The sequence below is a fragment of the Streptosporangium sp. NPDC000563 genome (assembly GCF_040299985.1).
GTDB lineage: Bacteria > Actinomycetota > Actinomycetes > Streptosporangiales > Streptosporangiaceae > Streptosporangium.
Genome location: NZ_JBEPDA010000028.1, coordinates 40,647 through 56,741, shown reverse-complemented (window position 1 = coordinate 56,741; position 16,095 = coordinate 40,647). Strand labels below are relative to the sequence as shown.

Annotated in this window: 16 protein-coding genes; 6 read left to right on the top strand and 10 right to left on the bottom strand. The window is 69.9% G+C overall.

Annotated elements, in window-relative coordinates; translation table 11 throughout:
- Positions 1-3: 3 nt before the first annotated feature.
- The 3 genes from ABT352_RS35975 to ABT352_RS35965 all read right to left on the bottom strand — a co-directional run bounded on the left by ABT352_RS35975 (position 4) and on the right by ABT352_RS35965 (position 3,663).
- Positions 4-1,149, bottom strand: coding sequence for an FAD-dependent oxidoreductase (locus ABT352_RS35975; RefSeq protein WP_350949501.1), 1,146 nt, complete (start codon positions 1,147-1,149; stop codon positions 4-6).
- Between the two features lie 557 nt (positions 1,150-1,706).
- On the bottom strand, positions 1,707-2,228 hold the full coding sequence (locus ABT352_RS35970; protein ID WP_350949500.1) for a MarR family winged helix-turn-helix transcriptional regulator: 522 nt from the start codon (positions 2,226-2,228) through the stop codon (positions 1,707-1,709).
- A gap of 127 nt (positions 2,229-2,355) precedes the next feature.
- Positions 2,356-3,663 (bottom strand): M50 family metallopeptidase, encoded by a 1,308-nt coding sequence (locus ABT352_RS35965; protein WP_350949499.1) that lies wholly within the window; start codon positions 3,661-3,663, stop codon positions 2,356-2,358.
- Between the two features lie 214 nt (positions 3,664-3,877).
- Here ABT352_RS35965 and ABT352_RS35960 point away from each other — a divergent pair, with 214 nt between their 5' ends.
- Positions 3,878-4,483, top strand: coding sequence for a response regulator transcription factor (locus tag ABT352_RS35960; RefSeq protein WP_350949498.1), 606 nt, complete (start codon positions 3,878-3,880; stop codon positions 4,481-4,483).
- Positions 4,484-4,519: 36 nt separating this feature from the next.
- Here ABT352_RS35960 and ABT352_RS35955 read toward each other — a convergent pair whose 3' ends face one another.
- Positions 4,520-5,635 carry a PP2C family protein-serine/threonine phosphatase gene (locus ABT352_RS35955; protein ID WP_350949497.1) on the bottom strand — a complete coding sequence of 372 codons (1,116 nt, stop codon included), beginning with the start codon at positions 5,633-5,635 and terminating at the stop codon, positions 4,520-4,522.
- Positions 5,636-5,754: 119 nt separating this feature from the next.
- Between ABT352_RS35955 and ABT352_RS35950 the strand changes: the two genes are divergently transcribed.
- Together ABT352_RS35950 and ABT352_RS35945 are read left to right on the top strand one after the other, a co-directional pair.
- The gene (locus ABT352_RS35950) at positions 5,755-6,984 is read left to right on the top strand and encodes a GNAT family N-acetyltransferase (protein ID WP_350949496.1); all 1,230 of its coding nucleotides are present in this window, start codon (positions 5,755-5,757) and stop codon (positions 6,982-6,984) included.
- 67 nt (positions 6,985-7,051) lie between these two features.
- Positions 7,052-7,252: a hypothetical protein gene (locus tag ABT352_RS35945; RefSeq protein ID WP_350949495.1), complete on the top strand. Its 201-nt coding sequence runs from the start codon at positions 7,052-7,054 to the stop codon at positions 7,250-7,252.
- Positions 7,253-7,255: 3 nt separating this feature from the next.
- Here ABT352_RS35945 and ABT352_RS35940 read toward each other — a convergent pair whose 3' ends face one another.
- The gene (locus ABT352_RS35940; protein WP_350949494.1) at positions 7,256-7,723 is read right to left on the bottom strand and encodes a ribose-5-phosphate isomerase; all 468 of its coding nucleotides are present in this window, start codon (positions 7,721-7,723) and stop codon (positions 7,256-7,258) included.
- Between the two features lie 99 nt (positions 7,724-7,822).
- Between ABT352_RS35940 and def the strand changes: the two genes are divergently transcribed.
- Complete coding sequence (gene def, locus ABT352_RS35935) at positions 7,823-8,311, top strand: peptide deformylase (protein ID WP_350949493.1); 489 nt, start codon at positions 7,823-7,825, stop codon at positions 8,309-8,311.
- A gap of 72 nt (positions 8,312-8,383) precedes the next feature.
- Here the strand turns inward: def and ABT352_RS35930 are convergent, their stop codons facing one another.
- Positions 8,384-9,793 (bottom strand): aldehyde dehydrogenase family protein, encoded by a 1,410-nt coding sequence (locus ABT352_RS35930; protein WP_350949492.1) that lies wholly within the window; start codon positions 9,791-9,793, stop codon positions 8,384-8,386.
- A gap of 153 nt (positions 9,794-9,946) precedes the next feature.
- Positions 9,947-10,567, bottom strand: coding sequence for a mycothiol-dependent nitroreductase Rv2466c family protein (locus ABT352_RS35925; protein ID WP_350949491.1), 621 nt, complete (start codon positions 10,565-10,567; stop codon positions 9,947-9,949).
- 221 nt (positions 10,568-10,788) lie between these two features.
- On the opposite strand from ABT352_RS35925, the gene pepN reads away from it, so the two are divergent.
- Together pepN and ABT352_RS35915 are read left to right on the top strand one after the other, a co-directional pair.
- On the top strand, positions 10,789-13,356 hold the full coding sequence (gene pepN / locus ABT352_RS35920) for an aminopeptidase N (protein ID WP_350949490.1): 2,568 nt from the start codon (positions 10,789-10,791) through the stop codon (positions 13,354-13,356).
- 253 nt (positions 13,357-13,609) lie between these two features.
- Positions 13,610-14,572 (top strand): hypothetical protein, encoded by a 963-nt coding sequence (locus tag ABT352_RS35915; protein WP_350949489.1) that lies wholly within the window; start codon positions 13,610-13,612, stop codon positions 14,570-14,572.
- Positions 14,573-14,590: 18 nt separating this feature from the next.
- Here the strand turns inward: ABT352_RS35915 and ABT352_RS35910 are convergent, their stop codons facing one another.
- From ABT352_RS35910 to ABT352_RS35900, 3 genes are all read right to left on the bottom strand, one after another.
- On the bottom strand, positions 14,591-15,220 hold the full coding sequence (locus ABT352_RS35910; RefSeq protein WP_350949488.1) for a Pycsar system effector family protein: 630 nt from the start codon (positions 15,218-15,220) through the stop codon (positions 14,591-14,593).
- An 89-nt stretch (positions 15,221-15,309) separates the two neighbouring features.
- Complete coding sequence (locus tag ABT352_RS35905; protein WP_350949487.1) at positions 15,310-15,672, bottom strand: DUF5130 family protein; 363 nt, start codon at positions 15,670-15,672, stop codon at positions 15,310-15,312.
- Positions 15,673-15,733: 61 nt separating this feature from the next.
- Entirely contained in the window at positions 15,734-16,033 is a 300-nt protein-coding gene (locus tag ABT352_RS35900) for a hypothetical protein (protein ID WP_350949486.1), read from the bottom strand.
- Positions 16,034-16,095 lie beyond the last annotated feature (62 nt).

Below are 16,095 nucleotides of genomic sequence, written 5' to 3'. Positions count from 1 at the left end.
CCACTAGAAGGAATACGAGTACTTGCGGTCCTCTATCGCCGCGCGCACCAGACCGACGGCCTCCTGGGCGCAGCCCCAGGAAAAACTGAATCCGGCCCCGCCGTGCGCGAAGTTGTAGACGACCTTTTCCTCGTCGTCCCACTCAAGGCAGACGTTCTCGGCCCGGAACGGCCGCAGTCCCGCCCGTACCGGCTCGTCGGGATCCAGCCTGGCGTGTCGCAGCGCGGGCATGAAGGCGAGGCATCGCTCGTACATCTCCCGTACCGGAGCGTGGTTCTCCAGATTGATTCCGGTGTCCCACTCGTCCTTTTCCGCCAGCCCGCCGAGAACGAGGAGTCTCGGATTGCGCGGCACGATGAAGACGATGTCCTGCTCGTCCTTGTTCTCCTCGTCGTGGGAGACGCAGTGGGCCTCGCGGACCCGGCGTCCGCGAAGCCCGTCGTTGCGTACCCGCACCAGCGCGCCGCGCAGCGGATACATGCCGATGCCGCGGAGTGCGGCGGTGCCCAGGCCCGCGCAGCAGACGATCACCTCGGCGTCGAAGCGGTCGAGGAGTTCCTCCCTCCGCTCGGCCAGCAGGCCCTCGACCCGGTACCGTTCGACCCGCACACCGTGGATCTTGACCTGCCGCATCAGCCACGCCATGTACTGATCGGTGTCGATCATGGGCGCCAGGTGCGAGTACGCGTCGACCACGCCGTAGTCGGGGCTGACGCCGTTGCGTTCGGCGAGGGTCCGGTCGCGGACGAAGCCGCGCACCTTCCCCGCGAGTTCCCGCATCTTGTGGAGGTCGTGCGGGTTCTCCTCGACGGGGTGCTTGAAATAGAAGTTGGACCTTCGCATCGCCACCCCGGGAACCTTCGCCCTGGCCAGCCTCTCGAACATCTCGTACGAGGTGACGCACCAGTCCTTGGAGCGGGCGAGCGAGATCTGGTCGTGGTGGTAGCCGCACACCGCGGGTGGCCACTCCCACAGCGCGCCCGCGACGACCGAGACGATGTCGGGGGCGAATCGCTCCGCGACGACGGTGACGCGGAACCCCTCCCTGGCCAGGCACAGCGCGCTGGTCAACCCGCTTACCCCGGCCCCGACGACAAGTATTCTCTCTGAATTCGCGCGCACCTGGGAACGCCTTCTTTCCTGATCCATCCAGCTCGATCACTTTTCGGCGCGACCGACGTGGGGGGCCGTCACGACGAACGCCGAAACCCCTCCACAGTAATTCGAGCACCGGCGAATCCCCGAATGGCGGCGAACCCGGCATCGGAGAACACCGGTCTCGGGCGATGGGAAAGCATGACCGCTTGAAGAAAGAATCTGGATCGAGCGGCGAAAAGCCACACTCGGCCCGAATGATCCGATGACAAACCTTTGGCCGCGTGCCGGATTTTCATCACCGATCCACCGGTCGACCCGGGCGAATATTGACACTTCTTGATCCGGTCCCGGCTGTCGCGAAGGGTCGATCGAAGCGATCGCAGGGCGAATTGCCGACTTTACTCGTGGACTCGCCTATATGCCCTCGGTGGGATTGTTAAGGGGCAGGTAGCGGGCCAAGTCTCACTTGTTGGAGAACATGATGACTAAACACATATACCGAGAGGCGCGCCCCCCGTCCGCTCACCTCCGACGCCGCCCGGCGGGAGCCTACGCGACCAGGAGGCCGCACAGGCCCCGCGAAGACACCGGACCCGAGAGGGTGCGGTTCAGCCCGGGGCGGAGGTCTCCGCGAGGGTCTCGGCGATCAGCCGGTCGAGGTTGGCCAGGTTCGCCGGACGGGCCACGGCGGCCTCGGCGAAACGGCCGAGCAGCCGGGCGAACGCCTCGCGGTCCGGCTCGTCCCAGTCGGCCATCAGGCCGTCCAGGTAGGTGCGCCGGTGACGGACCACCACCTCCAGCACGCGGCGGCCCCGCTCGCTCAGCACGAGCCTGGCCCGCCTGGCGTCCACGGCCGACTCCTCACGCTCCACGAACCCCGCGCCGACCGCGTCGTTGACCAACCTGCTGGCGGTCGACGGATCGACGCCCAGTTGCTCGGCGACGGCGCCCACGGTCACCTCGGGCACGTCCAGGCTCAGCTTGTGCACGGCGTGCACGACCATCACGTTCGACATGTGCACCGGCCGCTGCGGCTCCCCGGCGTTGCGCGGCCGCAACGGCCGCGACCAGATTCGACGCAGCCGGAACAGGGCCACGTCGATCACCGCTCCAGGCGTCCCCTCGTTCACGGCGCCACCCTAGCCGCTAAGGACGGATGTGCCGCGTGTTCCGGCCCTGCGGCGACGGCGCGCACGACGCCGCCTCGGGCCGGGACCGGGAAGATCGGCGCGCACGGGACGCCTGGGCGGGAGACGCTCAGCCGGACAGGCGGACCGGATTGACCAGGTCGGCGTACATCAGCAGGCCCGCCATGATGATCATCAGGAAGGCGATCGCGTAGGTGAGGGGAAGCGCCTTGGCGATGTCGACGTGGCCGGGCGCGGGGCGGCGCGTCACACGGGCGAAACCGCGCTTGAGCCCCTCCCACAGGCCGCCCGCGATGTGGCCGCCGTCCAGGGGAAGCAGCGGGATCAGGTTGAACAGGCCGATCGCCAGATTGAAGCCCGCCAGCAGGTTGATGAAGACGACGACCTTGTTCTCCAGCGGGATCGCGGCCGCGGCGATCTCACCGCCGATACGGCTCACGCCGATGACACCGATCGGGCCGTTCTTGTCGCGTTCGTCGCCGGAGAAGGCGGCGTGCCAGACGCCGACCATCTTCTCGGGGAACCTGAGCAGCGCGGCGGCGGTGGCCGAGGTGAGGTCCCCCATGTGCTCGGCGACGGCGCCGAAGCTCTGCTGCTCGATGACGATCTTCGGGCTCACCCCGAGATAGCCGACACCCTTTTCGATCTTGCCGGGCTCGTCCAGCGACTCACGGTCCTGCGCGATGAGGCCGGCGGTCACGGTCAGCTCCTGACCGGCCCGCCTGATACCGATCTCGACCGGACCCGCGCCGTGGTCGCGGATGGCCCGCGTCGCGACGTCCCAGCTCGTGGCGGGCATACCCGCCACGGACACGATGACGTCCCCCGGCCGCAACCCCGCCACGCTGGCCGGGCTGGGCATGTCGGCCGCGGTGCACTCGGGGTTCTTGGCGTAGTCGGCGGCGGTCTTCACGCACTGCGGGATCGAGGCGATCTCGGTCTTCTGCGTGGGAATGCCGAACCCCATGAGCACGACGCCGAACAGGATGAACGCCAGCACGAAGTTCATCGCCGGGCCGCCGGACATGATGATGACCTTCTGCCACCAGGGCTTGCGGTAGAACACCCGGTCCTCGTCGCCCGGTCGTACGTCCTCGAGGGCGACGTCGCGGGCGTTCTCGATCAGGCCCTGCCAGGGACCCGTGGAGACCGAGCGCACCTTGCCAGGGGCGTCGTTGGGCCGGGGCGGCAGCATGCCGATCATGCGGATGTATCCGCCGAGCGGGAGCCATTTGATGCCGTACTCGGTCTCGCCCTTGTGACGTGACCACATGGTCGGACCGAACCCGACCATGTACTGGGTGACCCTGACACCGAACAGCTTGGCCGGCACCAGGTGACCGATTTCGTGCAGCCCGATGGACACCATCAGCCCCACGAGAAAGACAATGACCCCGACCACGGAGAGCCAGCTCACAGGTTCGTACTCCCATCGCGGTTTCACCGACAATGCCCCATAAGAGGTTAGCCCAAGTATCCGTCCCCCACGCCGACGCGGAGCGCGGCGTCACCGGCTGTTCCTGGCCGGTCCGGGCCATTGCCCATCCTTCGCCGATCGGACACACTCCGTTGACATTCAGCGATCGCACGAACACTCTTTGATGAGGGTGAGGGCGGGAGAGAGGGGCGTTTTGATCGGGATCCTGGTGGCCGAGCATCTTCCCCTGGTCCGGCGCGGACTGGTGGCGACGCTGGAGAACGAGAACGACATGAAAGTGGTGGCCGACGTCTCCACCGGGGAGGACGTGCTTCCCGCCGTCCTGCGGCACACCCCGGAGACGGCGGTCATCGATCTCGAACTGCCGGACGTCTGCGGTTTCACCGTCGCGCTCCGGCTGCACGAGAGGGCTCCCGGCTGCCGGGTCCTCCTGTTGTCGCGCACTCCCCGTCCGGTCCAGGTCCGCCGGGCCTTCGCCGTCCACGCGCTCGGGTTCATGAGCCTGGAGGTCGGCCCCGAGCAGCTGGCCGACGGCGTCCGCCAGGTCGCGGCCGGCCGCCGCGCGGTCGACTCCGAGCTCGCGGTGGCCGCCCTCAGATCGGCGGAGAACCCCCTGACCCGCCGGGAGCTCGACGTGCTCAGGCTGGTCGCGCAGGGGGCCAGGTCCGGCGAGATCGCCGACCAGCTGTTCCTCTCCGTGGGAACGGTCCGCAACCACCTGTCGCGGATCATGTGCAAGACACAGGCGCGCAACCGCCTCGACGCCGTACGCATCGCCGGCGACTCGGGGTGGCTCTGACCTTCCCCCGACGGCCTTCCCCCGGCGACGCCGGATTCAGGGGCGCCAGATGAGGATGAGGGCGCAGTCGTCGTTGTGGCCCGACGACATGGAGGCGACCAGGTTGCGGGCACCGTCGCGGAACCCCGAGGGCATCAGGCGCTCGGCCTCTCCGAGCAGGCGGTCGAGACCGGCGTCGATGTCGCGCCCCGGCTGCTCGATCAGGCCGTCGGTGTAGAGCATGAGCGCGTCGCCCTTGCGCAGCATCCCCCGGTCGACCTCGCAGTGCAGGTCGGGCACGACACCGAGGACGACCCCCTTGGCCGTGGAGACCCGCCACGTCCCGGTCCCCGACTCGAACTTGACCACCGGAGGATGGCCGGCCGAGGTGATGACGTACTCGCCCGTCACGAGGTTGAGCCGGAGGTGGACCGCGGTGACGAAGCCCTCGGCCTCGCGCTGGCGGTGCAGATAGGTGTTGCAGGCGGGCAGGAAGTCGGTGGCCGAGCCGAGCAGCCCGCCGAAGGTGCCCGACAGCAGCAGTGCCCGGGTGCCCGCGTCGACGCCCTTGCCCGACACGTCGACCAGGGCGAGATCCATCATGTCGCCCTCGCGCATGGAGACCAGGAAGTCGCCTCCGAAGGAGGAGCCTCCGGCCTGCTTGAGAACGACCTTGGAACCCCACTCCTTGGGCAGCGGGGGCAGGTCGCTCTGGCTCTTGAGACGGTCGCGCAACTCCAGCAGCATCGCGTCGCCGCGCAGGCCCTGCACACCGAGCTTGCCGCGGGTGCGGGCCATCAGCGCGGCCAGCACCGCGGTGAAGCCGAAGGTGACCAGCAGGCCGGGGCCGATGTGTCCCACTCCCCGCACCACGGCCACGTAGATCAGGGAGACCGCGACCGCGCACAGCAGCTTGACGAGACTGTTCAGCCGGAGCTGGAGCCCCGCCACGAGGGTGATCGGGATCATCAACGCCGGCGAGAACCACTCCATGGAGACCCTGGCGGCCAGCCCGCCGATCAGCAGGGTGAGCAGAATCAGGGTGATGAGCAGGTTCCGGTCACGTGCCAGAGGGCCGCGCCGCAGGAATCGCACGATGGGGACGAGAAGCGGGATGCGGACCAGGAACGCGCGGAGCGCCGGAGGGAGCAGCGGCACCGGACGGGAACTCATGATGCGCTCGACTGTATCGGGCTATCCCCCCTTTGGGCAGCCCACTTGACCAACGCCTTGATCATTAAGCAGGGATATTAGATGGCCAGACCCGTTTGTCCCCTACTACCGTTTGACAGATGACTCTCAGCATGCGCCCGATCAGCAAAGCCGAATGGTCCTCCTGGAACACCCTGGACGAGGAGGCGTTCGGCATCGCCGTCCCCGAACACCGGCAGGAGCTCTTCAGGCGCATCGCCGAGTTCGACCGCTCGCTCGGCGTGTTCGACGGCGACCTGCTCGTGGGCACCGCTGCGGCGCTCAGCTTCAGCATGAACGTGCCCGGCGGCCCGATCCCCGTCGGCGGCGTCACCGCGGTCGGCGTGCTGCCCTCGCACCGGCGCCGGGGCATCCTCTCCTCGCTGATGACCCGCCAGCTGTCGGATCTCCACGAGCGAGGTGAGGCCGTCGCCGCGCTCTACGCGGCCGAGGCCGCGATCTACGGTCGTTACGGCTACGGCAGGGCCGCCGACAACCTGCTCTTCCGTATCCCCACGGCGAAAGCGGCCTTCACCCGGAACGCCCCGGTCGATCCCACCCTGCGGTTGCGCATCGTCAAACCGGCGGACGCCAGGTCCGTCTTCGAGAAGATCTACGAGTCCGCGTTCGAGGAGCGCCCCGGGCTGTACGACCGCCCGGCCGCGCGTTGGGACGCGGTGCTGAGCGACCACGAGTCCGACCAGGGCGGCGCCGGTCCGCTGCGTGCCGTGGTCGCCGAGGACGACGGCGGCCCGCGCGGCTACGCGCTCTTCCGGATCAAGGCATCCTTCGACGACCACGACCTTCCCGCGGGCGAGTTGCGGCTCAAGGAGCTGTTCGGCCTCGATCCCGCCGCCTACGCGTTGCTCTGGCGCCACGTCCTGGACCGCGACCTGGTCTCTCACGTCTTCGCCCCGAGCCGGCCCGCGGACGACCCGCTGATCCACCTGCTCGCCGAGCCGCGCGCACTTCACGCGCTCTGGCTGGACGACCTGTGGATCCGCGTCGTGGACGTCGAGCGTGCCCTTCCCGCCCGCCGATACAGCGCGCCGGTGGATGTGGTGATCGAGGTCGAGGACACGGTGTGCCCGTGGAACGCGCGCCGCTGGCGGCTCACGGCCGACACCTCCGGCGCCCGCTGCGCCCCCTCGGAGGACCCCGCCGACCTGACCCTGCCCGTCTCCGTACTGGGCGCCGCCTACCTGGGCGGGCGCCCGCTGGCGGCGCTGCTCGCGGCGGGCGTGGTGCGGGAGTCGCGTGCGGGTGCCCTGCGAGAGCTGTCCACCGCCATGTCGTGGGGCCCCGCTCCCTGGGCCGGCCTGGTCTTCTGACGGCTCTTCCGAGGACCCTTCCGGGGGCTCTTCTGAGGGTGGGCCCGAGCGGGTTATGGTGACCGGCATGGCACTGCAGAGCTTGCAGATCACCGCGATCACCGCGATGCGGGCGCGAGACGTCTCACGCCCGTCGCGCGAGCAGCAGGAGGCCGCGGATCGCCGCCCCCTGCGCGACGAGACGCCACCCCGCAAGGAGCCCGCGCGGAGCGGGCCGCGCCGGGAGGCGCCGCGCGGGGAGTCACCGCCCCGCGAGCGCCACCGGTGAGGACTACGGCAGCGGCGGGAGCTGGCCGATGGTCTCGTACGAGTCGAGCTGCGCGATCCTCCGGTTGTGCCGCTCGGCCCCTGAGTAGGCGGTGCCGAGGAAGGTCTCGACGAACCGGATCGCCTCCTCCGGCTCGTGCATCCGCGCGCCGACGCTGACGACGTTGGCGTTGTTGTGTTCGCGGGCGAGCCTCGCGGTCTCCTCGCTCCAGGCCAGGGCGGCCCGGACGCCGCGCACCTTGTTGGCCGCGATCTGCTCGCCGTTCCCCGAGCCACCGATGACGACACCCAGGCTGCCCGGGTCGCCCACGACGCCCTCGGCCGCGCGCAGCACGAACGGCGGGTAGTCGTCCTCCGCGTCGTAGACGAAGGGACCGCAGTCCTCGACCTCGTGGCCGTTCTCCTTCAGCCAGGAGACGACGTGGTTCTTGAGCTCATAGCCGGCATGGTCGGCACCGATGTAGACGCGCACCCGCACAGTTTCGCAGGTGTGCGCGGGCGACTCCACCCGGCCCCCGACTAGAGTAATGGCCGCAGCACTTCCCCGCCCCTTACAAGAGAGAGTTCCCACATGCGTGACATCCGAGTGGTCGGTGACCCTGTCCTGCGCACACCCGCCGAACCGATCACCGAATTCGACCGCGACCTGCGGCGCATGATCGACGAGATGTTCGCCGTGATGTACGCCGCTCAGGGTGTCGGCCTGGCCGGTCCGCAGATCGGCGTGTCGAAGCGGATCTTCGTCTACGACTGCAGCAACCGCAAGGGCCATGTGATCAACCCGGAACTGACCGTGGACGACGACGCCGAGGTCCTCGACGAGGAGGGCTGCCTGTCCGTTCCCGGCCGCGAGACCGGCACCCCGATCTACGCCAGGACGCCCCGGGCCGCGGGAGTCACCGTGAGCGGCCTGGACCGGCTGGGGCGGCCGATCCGGATCAGGGCCCGCGGCATGCTGGCGCGCTGCTTCCAGCACGAGACCGACCACCTCGACGGCAGGCTGTATGTGGACAGGCTCGCCAGGGACGCCGCCAGGAAGGTCCTGCTCCAGGCCCCCTGACCTCCGTGGTCGCCGGGCGGCCGTCACGTGAGGGCGACCTCGGGCCGATCCCCGGTGGTCGCCGGGCGGCCGTCAGAGCTGGACGGCCTTGATCTCCAGATACTCCTCGAGCCCGAACTCGCCCAGCTCGCGGCCGATACCCGACTGCTTGTAGCCGCCGAAGGGCGCCCGCGGGTTGAACCGGCCGCCGTTGACCGCCACCTGGCCGGTGCGCAGCCGCCTGGCGACCTCGACCGCACGCTGCTCACTGCCCGCCCACACCGCGCCCGCCAGGCCGTACGGCGTGCCGTTCGCGATCGCGACCGCCTCGTCCTCCCCCCGGGTGTAGGGGATGATCGTGAGGACCGGGCCGAAGATCTCCTCCTGCTCGATCACCATCCCCGGCTCCACCCCGGCGAACACCGTCGGCTCGACGTAGAAGCCGCGCTCCAGGGGCCGGTCGGTGCCTCCCGCGACCAGCCGGGCACCTTCCTCCTCGCCCCTGTTGATGTAACGGACGACCCGGTCACGCTGGGCCGCCGACACCAGGGGGCCGAGCCTGGTCGCCTCGTCGAAGGGGTCGCCGACGGTGTATCTCCCCGCGGCCTCGACGGCGAGACCGACGGCCTCGTCGTACCGGTCGCGATGGACGATCATGCGGGTCCATGCCGAACAGGTCTGGCCGGAGTTGACGAAGGCGTTGGCCACCGTCGCCTTCGCCGCCGCCGCCAGGTCGGCGTCCGGCAGGATCAGGCTGGCGGACTTGCCGCCGAGTTCCAGGGCCACCCGCTTGATCGTCTCGGCCGCGAGCGCGGCGACCCGGCGTCCGGCCCGGGTGGAGCCGGTGAACGACACCATGTCCACCTCGGGATGCGCGGCCAGCGCCTCACCCACCACCGGGCCGTGACCGCTGACCATGTTGAAGACCCCGGCGGGCAGTCCGACCTCGTCGAGGATCCCGGCGAGCGCGAAGGCCGCCAGCGGTGCCACCTCGCTGGGCTTCAGCACGATCGTGCAGCCCGCGGCGAGCGCGGCGCCCACCTTGCAGACGACCTGGTGGAGCGGGTAGTTCCAGGGGGTGATCGCGGCGACCACCCCGACCGGCTCCCTGAAGACGCGGGAGTTGCCGACCTGCCCGCCCTCGAAGTCGTAGGTCTCGGCCAGCTGGGCGTACGAGGCCAGCACACCGGCCGGCATCAGCGTGTGCACCCTCATCGCCACGCCGTACGGCGCGCCCATGTCCGTGGCGATGATCCTGGCTATCTGGTCGGAGCGTTCGCGTATCAGGTCGGCGGCCGAGGCGAGGATCCTGCCCCGCTCGGCGGGAGGCGTCGCGGACCAGGAGGGGAAGGCGGCGCGGGCGGCGGCCACCGCGGCCTCGACGTCGGCGGGCGCCCCTGCGGGAACCCTGTCGATCCGCTCCTCGGTGGCGGGGTTGATCACGTCGATGCTCTCGCCCGACGCGGACGCCTGCCAGGCTCCATTCAGATAAAGGTGACGCATGCCCTCATCCTGGCGTGCGTCCCGTTGTTACGCGAGGGCACCCGAAACGCGCCCTCACACAAAGACGACCTTGGTATGGGAGCAGGGCGTCCCACGCGGGCGAGTCCGCCCGCCGCGGTCGCGCACGGCGGGCGGAAACATCGGAGAGGCGGATCAGTCGAAGATCGGTTCCCGGGTCCTGGAGCGCTTGAGCTCGAAGAAGCCGTCGGTGCCCGCCACCAGGCGCACGCCGTCCCAGAGCCTGCCCGCCTCCTCGCCCTTGGGAGCGGGCGAGATGACCGGGCCGAAGAAGGCGACGCCCTCGACGGAGATCACCGGAGTGCCGACCTCCTGGCCGACCCGGTCGATGCCGTCGTTGTGCGAGGCGCGCAGTGCCTCGTCGAACTCCGTCGAGTCCATCGCGTCGGCGAAGGCGCGGTCGAGCCCCGCGGCCTCCAGCGCCTCCTCGACCGTCTCACGGAGCGTGTCGAGCTCCCTGGCCCTGCCCTGGTTGTGCAGACGGGTGCCGAGCTCGGTGTAGAGGCGGCCGACCGTCTCGGAGTCGTACTTCTCCTGCACGGCGGTGACCACCCGGACCGGGCCGATGGCCTTGGCGATCAACTCACGGTAGCTGTCCGGGACGTCCTTGTCCTCGTTCAGCACGTTGAGGCTCATGATGTGCCAGCGCGGCTCGATCGGCCGTACCTTCTCAACCTCCAGCAACCAGCGGGAGGTCATCCACGCGAACGGGCAGAAGGGATCGAACCAGAGATCGACAGGGGTTCGCTCAGTCATCTTTTCCGGCTTCCTGGTCGTGAGGCTTCTTCGGTAGCGACAACCCGGAGAGCGGAGTCCCCTATTCCACAGGTGGATTAATACCTTGACATGCCTCTTTATTCTCGGATCTGGGGTACCAGTCCGCAGTCCGAGGTGAAGCGGCGGCCCGCGGCCTTACGTGGCAGGATTCAGTCACCCCTTAGCAATGGAGCGGGGGAAGTTGTGAAGAGGGAGCGGTAGTGGCAGGCAATCTGACCCGTGACGAGGCGCGCGAGCGCGCACGGCTGCTCAGTGTGCAGTCCTATGCGGTGGAGCTCGACCTGACCGAGGGTGAGGAGCGCTTCGAGAGCGTCACCACGGTTCGCTTCACCAGCACCCGGCCGGGTGCGGAGACGTTCGTCGACCTGGCCGGCGCCAAGGTGCGCACGGCGGTGTTGAACGGCGTCGAGCTGGACGTGAGCGGCTACGACCTGGAGACCGGACGGCTGCCGCTGCCTGGCCTGGCCGAGACCAACGAGCTGCGGGTGGACGCCGACTGTTCCTACAGCCGCACCGGCGAGGGCCTGCACCGCTTCGTCGACCCGGTGGACAAGAGCGTCTATCTGTACAGCCAGTTCGAGACGGCCGACGCGCACCGGATGTACGCATGCTTCGACCAGCCCGACCTCAAGGCCTCCTTCGAGCTGACCGTGCTCGCGCCCTCCCACTGGGAGGTCATCTCCAACACGGCGCCCGACGCGGCCGACGAGCTGCCGGAGCACCACGGCAGGCACGGCGCGCTCCAGGCCGCCAAGCGCTGGCACTTCCCGCCCTCACCGGTGATGTCGACCTACATCACCGCGCTGTGCGCCGGGCCCTACCACAAGGTGACCTCCGAGCACGACGGCATCCCGCTGGGCCTGTACTGCCGGGCCTCGCTCGCCGAGCACCTCGACCCGGAGAACATCTTCGAGGTCACCAGGCAGGGCTTCGACTTCTTCCACCGGATCTTCGGCGTCCGCTACCCGTTCGGGAAGTACGACCAGCTCTTCGTCCCCGAGTTCAACGCCGGGGCGATGGAGAACGCGGGCTGCGTGACCTTCCTGGAGGACTACGTCTTCCGCTCGCGCGTCACGGACGCGGTGATCGAGCGCCGCGCGGAGACGATCCTGCACGAGATGGCGCACATGTGGTTCGGTGACCTGGTCACCATGCGCTGGTGGGACGACCTGTGGCTGAACGAGTCGTTCGCCACCTACGCCTCGGTGCTCTGCCAGGCCGAGGCCACCCGCTGGGGCCAGGGTGCCTGGACGACCTTCGCCAACGTCGAGAAGGCCTGGGCCTACCGTCAGGACCAGCTGCCCTCGACCCACCCGATCGCCGCCGACATCGTCGACATGCACGCGGTCGAGGTCAACTTCGACGGGATCACGTACGCCAAGGGCGCCTCGGTCCTCAAGCAGCTCGTCGCCTACGTGGGCCTGGACAACTTCCTCGCCGGGGTCCGCGACTACTTCAACGAGCACGCCTGGGAGAACACCACGCTCGCGGACCTGCTCGGCGCGCTGGAGCGCACCTCGGGACGCGACCTGTCCTCCTGGTCGAAGGAGTGGCTGGAGACCTCCTGGGTCAACACGCTGCGCCCCTCGTTCACCGTCGACCCCGAGGGCCGTTTCCTGGAGTTCGACGTCCTCCAGGAGGCCCCGGCCGACTACCCGACGCTGCGCTCGCACCGCGTCGCCATCGGCCTGTACTCCCTGCGAGACGGCGAGCTGGTCCGTGTCAGGCGGGTCGAGCTGGACGTCGTCGGCGCGCGCACGGCCGTGGCCGAACTGGTCGGCGAGGTCCAGCCGGACCTGATCCTGATCAACGACGACGACCTGACGTACGCCAAGGTCAGGCTCGACGAGCGGTCGCTGCGGACCCTGACGGAGGGCGGCATCGCCAGGTTCACCGAGTCGCTGCCCCGCGCGCTGTGCTGGTCGGCCGCCTGGGACATGACCCGCGACGCCGAGATGGCCACCCGCGACTACCTCACCCTGGTCGTCTCCAACATCGAGTCGGTCACCGACATCACCGTCGCCCAGACCCTGCTCCGCCAGGCCCGCCTCGCCGTCCAGCAGTACGGCGACCCCGCCTGGCGCCCCGAGGGCCTGGCCAGGCTCGCCTCCGCGCTGCGCCGCCTGGTCGGCGAGGCCGCGCCCGGCTCCGACCACCAGCTCGCCTACCTGAACGCGCTGTCGGCCGTGGCCACCTCCACCGAGGACCTGGCGTTCCTGAAGGGGCTGCTGGACGGGGAGACGGTGCTCGACGGCCTCACCGTCGACGCCGACCTGCGCTGGACGCTGACCGGCGCCCTGGTCTCCGGCGGCCTGCTCGGCGAGGAGGACATCGCCCAGGAGCTGCTGCGCGACGCCACCGCGACGGGCGAGCGTTCCGCCGCGCTCTGCGGCGCCGCGATCCCGACCGCCGAGGGCAAGGCGAACGCCTGGACCGCGATCACCGAGGGCAAGCTGAGCGGGGCGCTGCTCCGTTCGACGATCGCCGGTTTCATGGACCCGCGCCACCCGGAGCTGCTGGAGCCGTACGGGGCGAAGTACTTCGAGGAGATCGGCGGGATCTGGGCGTCCTGGAGTTCCGACAGCGCCCAGAACTTCGCGAACGGCTGCTACCCGGCGCTGAGCATCTCTCCCGAGACGGTCGCCAGGACCCAGGACCTCATCTCGTCCACCCAGCCGCCGCACGCCCTCAAGCGCCTGCTGCTCGAGGGCGCCGACGGCATCGGCCGCGCCCTGCGCGCCCAGGCCAAGGACGCCTCGGCAGCCTGACCCGGCCGCGAGACCCGGGCGGAGCCATCACACACCGCCCGGGACAACCCGCGCCAAGGACGCCTCGGCAGCCTGACCCGGCCGCGAGACCCGGGCGGAGCCGTCCCGCACCGCCCGGGTCGACCCCCGGTGAAGTTTTAAGTGGTTCCTGACGGACACTGGAAGGAATGCCGGTAAGCGCGGGAGGTACCCCGCATCTCGCCGTGTGTGGACACCTGTCCCGTCGTCCCTGGGGCATGAGAGGGTAAATCACGTGGAATCAGCGCGTGACCTGCTCATCTCCCTGGCCCGGAGATACGCCTTCGGTGACATCGGAGCCCTCGCCTCGGGTGTCGTACGCGACGCGGACGAGATCGAGGCGGTCTGCGAGTTCGGCCAGCGGCTGCTCTCCCTCGACGCGGAGGACTTCGCCGTCGAGGCACGGTCCGTGCCGAACGACCTTCGGCGGCGAGCGCGGGCCTGCACGATGCCGCAGACGCCCCGCGAGCAGCCGCGCGGCGCGCTGGAGTCGCTGCGGCCCGCGTACGGGCTGCTGCTGGAGGTCATCGCGGTCAGGTGGCACCGCCGCGAGCTGAGCCCCATGGTCGCCGCCCTCCACATCGCCAGCGAGTATCTCCCGCTGCTCGCCTTCGAACCGGTGCTCGGCAACGCCGGAGACCCGGCGCGCTGGCCGGAGGGGCTCACCGCGCCGGACAGCAGGTTCGGGGTGATCGGCGACCGCGACTGCGACCACACCAGGGCCGAGCAGTCGGCCGCGAACCGGACCCTGCGCGTGGCCGGGGAGCCGCCCGAGGGATGGCGCGCCTACTTCGACCGCCAGCACAGCCAGGTGGCCGGGGCTCTGGCCACCTGCGTGGCCGACTGCCGCAACCCCTGCACCGCGATGGACTGGGTCGATCCGGACCTCCGTGAGGACCTCGCGCTGCGCTCCCAGGTGGCTCTCGCCTTCGCCGAGACCCCGCTGGTGCGGTTGCGCCACGCCGCCCCGGTGGGCCACGGATTCGGCGTGCCCTCCCCCGAGGAGGTCATCGAGGCATGGGAGCGCAGCAGGACCACCCTGGCCAAGAACGGTGTGGGCGGGGAGGCCTCCAGCGACGACGGCTTCCCGCTGCCGGGGTTGCCCTCCCTGTTCTCCGCCGTCGCGGGCGCGGCGCTTAAGCCCTCGACACTGCTGGAGGACACCAGCGCGCACCTGGTGAGGCTTCTGCGGCACTGATCGTGCGGCCCGAGGAGCTCAGAGCCCGCCGTCGACGAACACCGCCAGCGCGCAGCAGGCGATGGAGACCATCATGAGCAGGACGCCGCGGCGGATGAAGCGCCGCTTGGCGTCCCCGACGGCGTTGAGTCTCCTGATCTCCAGGACGAGCAGGTCGACCCTGACCTCGGCGCCACGGCCCTGCCGCCCCACCCCGTACCCCAGCCGGGGGTCCGGCTCCGGCGGCGCGTCCCGGGCGAAGGTGCCGGGGTAGAAACGGCGCCGCTCCAGGACCCTGCCCGCGAGCCCGGAGGTACGGCCGCAGAGGGCTCCGGTGAGCACGAGGATCCCCAACAGCCAGAAGAACACGCTCGTCCACCAGAGCCACTCGACCTTGCCGGACAGCTCGCCGGGCCTCCAGTGGCCGTTCAGCAGCCCGACGACGACGGCACCGGCGGCGGCGCCCGTCGTGAGCAGCAGGGTGGCCGCCGTCTCGTCCTCCCCCCTGACCTTCCTGCGGGCGTCCGCGAGCGTCGCCTGGACGTAGTCGAGGATCCCGTCCGGCTCCCGTTCCGCCGTGGGGCGCCTGCGAAAGTGACCCGGCGACGCGTCCCGCGTGATCCTCAGCACGAAGTGACCCGGCGGCGCGTCCCTCGTGATCCTCAGCACGAGCCGATTATCCGGGAAAACCGACCTCGTTCCGCCCGGACGGACCTTCGGGAAGATCACTTCCACCCCGGTGTGACCGGCCGGCGGGATCACCTGCGCCGCGACGCCTGGTCCGCGAGCAGCAGGACCCCGGTGACCAGCCCGCCCACCAGGTCGCCCAGGCCGAGCACCGCGGCCATCGACGTCGCGACCGCGCGGCATTCCGCGTCGGGCAGCCGCTCCCTGGCCAGGGAGCCCGTGACGATCTCCAGAGCCCTGCCCCGCTGGTCCACGAAGACGAGCACGGCCCTGTCGGCGTCGGCTCCCAGCGCGGCGTGCAGCCGCTCGGAGAAGTGGCGGCGCGGTCCGATCGCCGGACCGAGGTAGGCGGCGAAACGCAGCCCGGTGCGCCGTTCCGCGGTGCGCAGTGCCCCGCGGACGTCGTCGCCCTGTGTCGAGGTCAGGGTGAGCATCCTTCGTCACCTCGCCTTTGTCGGTTTGGCGGTGGTCCGGCGATCCGCCGGACCACCGGGTTCACCAGGCCGCCGACGCCCCGCCGGTGTGCCGTCCCGGCTCGGAGGTCACCGCGAGCGATACCCAGTCGATCTCTGGCGCCGGAGCCCTCGCCGGACGCCGTTCGGTGAGCACGAGGACCGAGTCGGTGATCCCCCGTTCACTGCCGTGCGGGCCTCCCAGCCAGACCGCGCCCGCCGAGGTGCTCCTCGCGGCCCTGTCGCGCATCCTGCCCGGCATCGTCACGAGCAGGGCGATGAGCAGGAACAGACCGCCGGAGACTGCGACGAGAAAGCCGAAGACCTCGATCGCACTGTCCACACCTCAAAAGTAACCCGGCGCGGAATCACCCGTCGAGGGCCACCGGGTGGCGGGGCGCGCCG

What these genes read in the sequence shown, in the direction of transcription:
- ABT352_RS35975 (WP_350949501.1), bottom strand. Translation starts at nt 1,149, where the DNA reads ATGGATCAGGAAAGAAGGCGTTCCCAGGTGCGCGCGAATTCAGAGAGA.
- ABT352_RS35955 (WP_350949497.1), bottom strand. Translation starts at nt 5,635, where the DNA reads ATGAGTTCCCGTCCGGTGCCGCTGCTCCCTCCGGCGCTCCGCGCGTTC.
- ABT352_RS35950 (WP_350949496.1), top strand. Translation starts at nt 5,755, where the DNA reads ATGACTCTCAGCATGCGCCCGATCAGCAAAGCCGAATGGTCCTCCTGG.
- ABT352_RS35945 (WP_350949495.1), top strand. Translation starts at nt 7,052, where the DNA reads ATGGCACTGCAGAGCTTGCAGATCACCGCGATCACCGCGATGCGGGCG.
- def (WP_350949493.1), top strand. Translation starts at nt 7,823, where the DNA reads ATGCGTGACATCCGAGTGGTCGGTGACCCTGTCCTGCGCACACCCGCC.
- ABT352_RS35930 (WP_350949492.1), bottom strand. Translation starts at nt 9,793, where the DNA reads ATGCGTCACCTTTATCTGAATGGAGCCTGGCAGGCGTCCGCGTCGGGC.
- ABT352_RS35925 (WP_350949491.1), bottom strand. Translation starts at nt 10,567, where the DNA reads ATGACTGAGCGAACCCCTGTCGATCTCTGGTTCGATCCCTTCTGCCCG.
- ABT352_RS35905 (WP_350949487.1), bottom strand. Translation starts at nt 15,672, where the DNA reads ATGCTCACCCTGACCTCGACACAGGGCGACGACGTCCGCGGGGCACTG.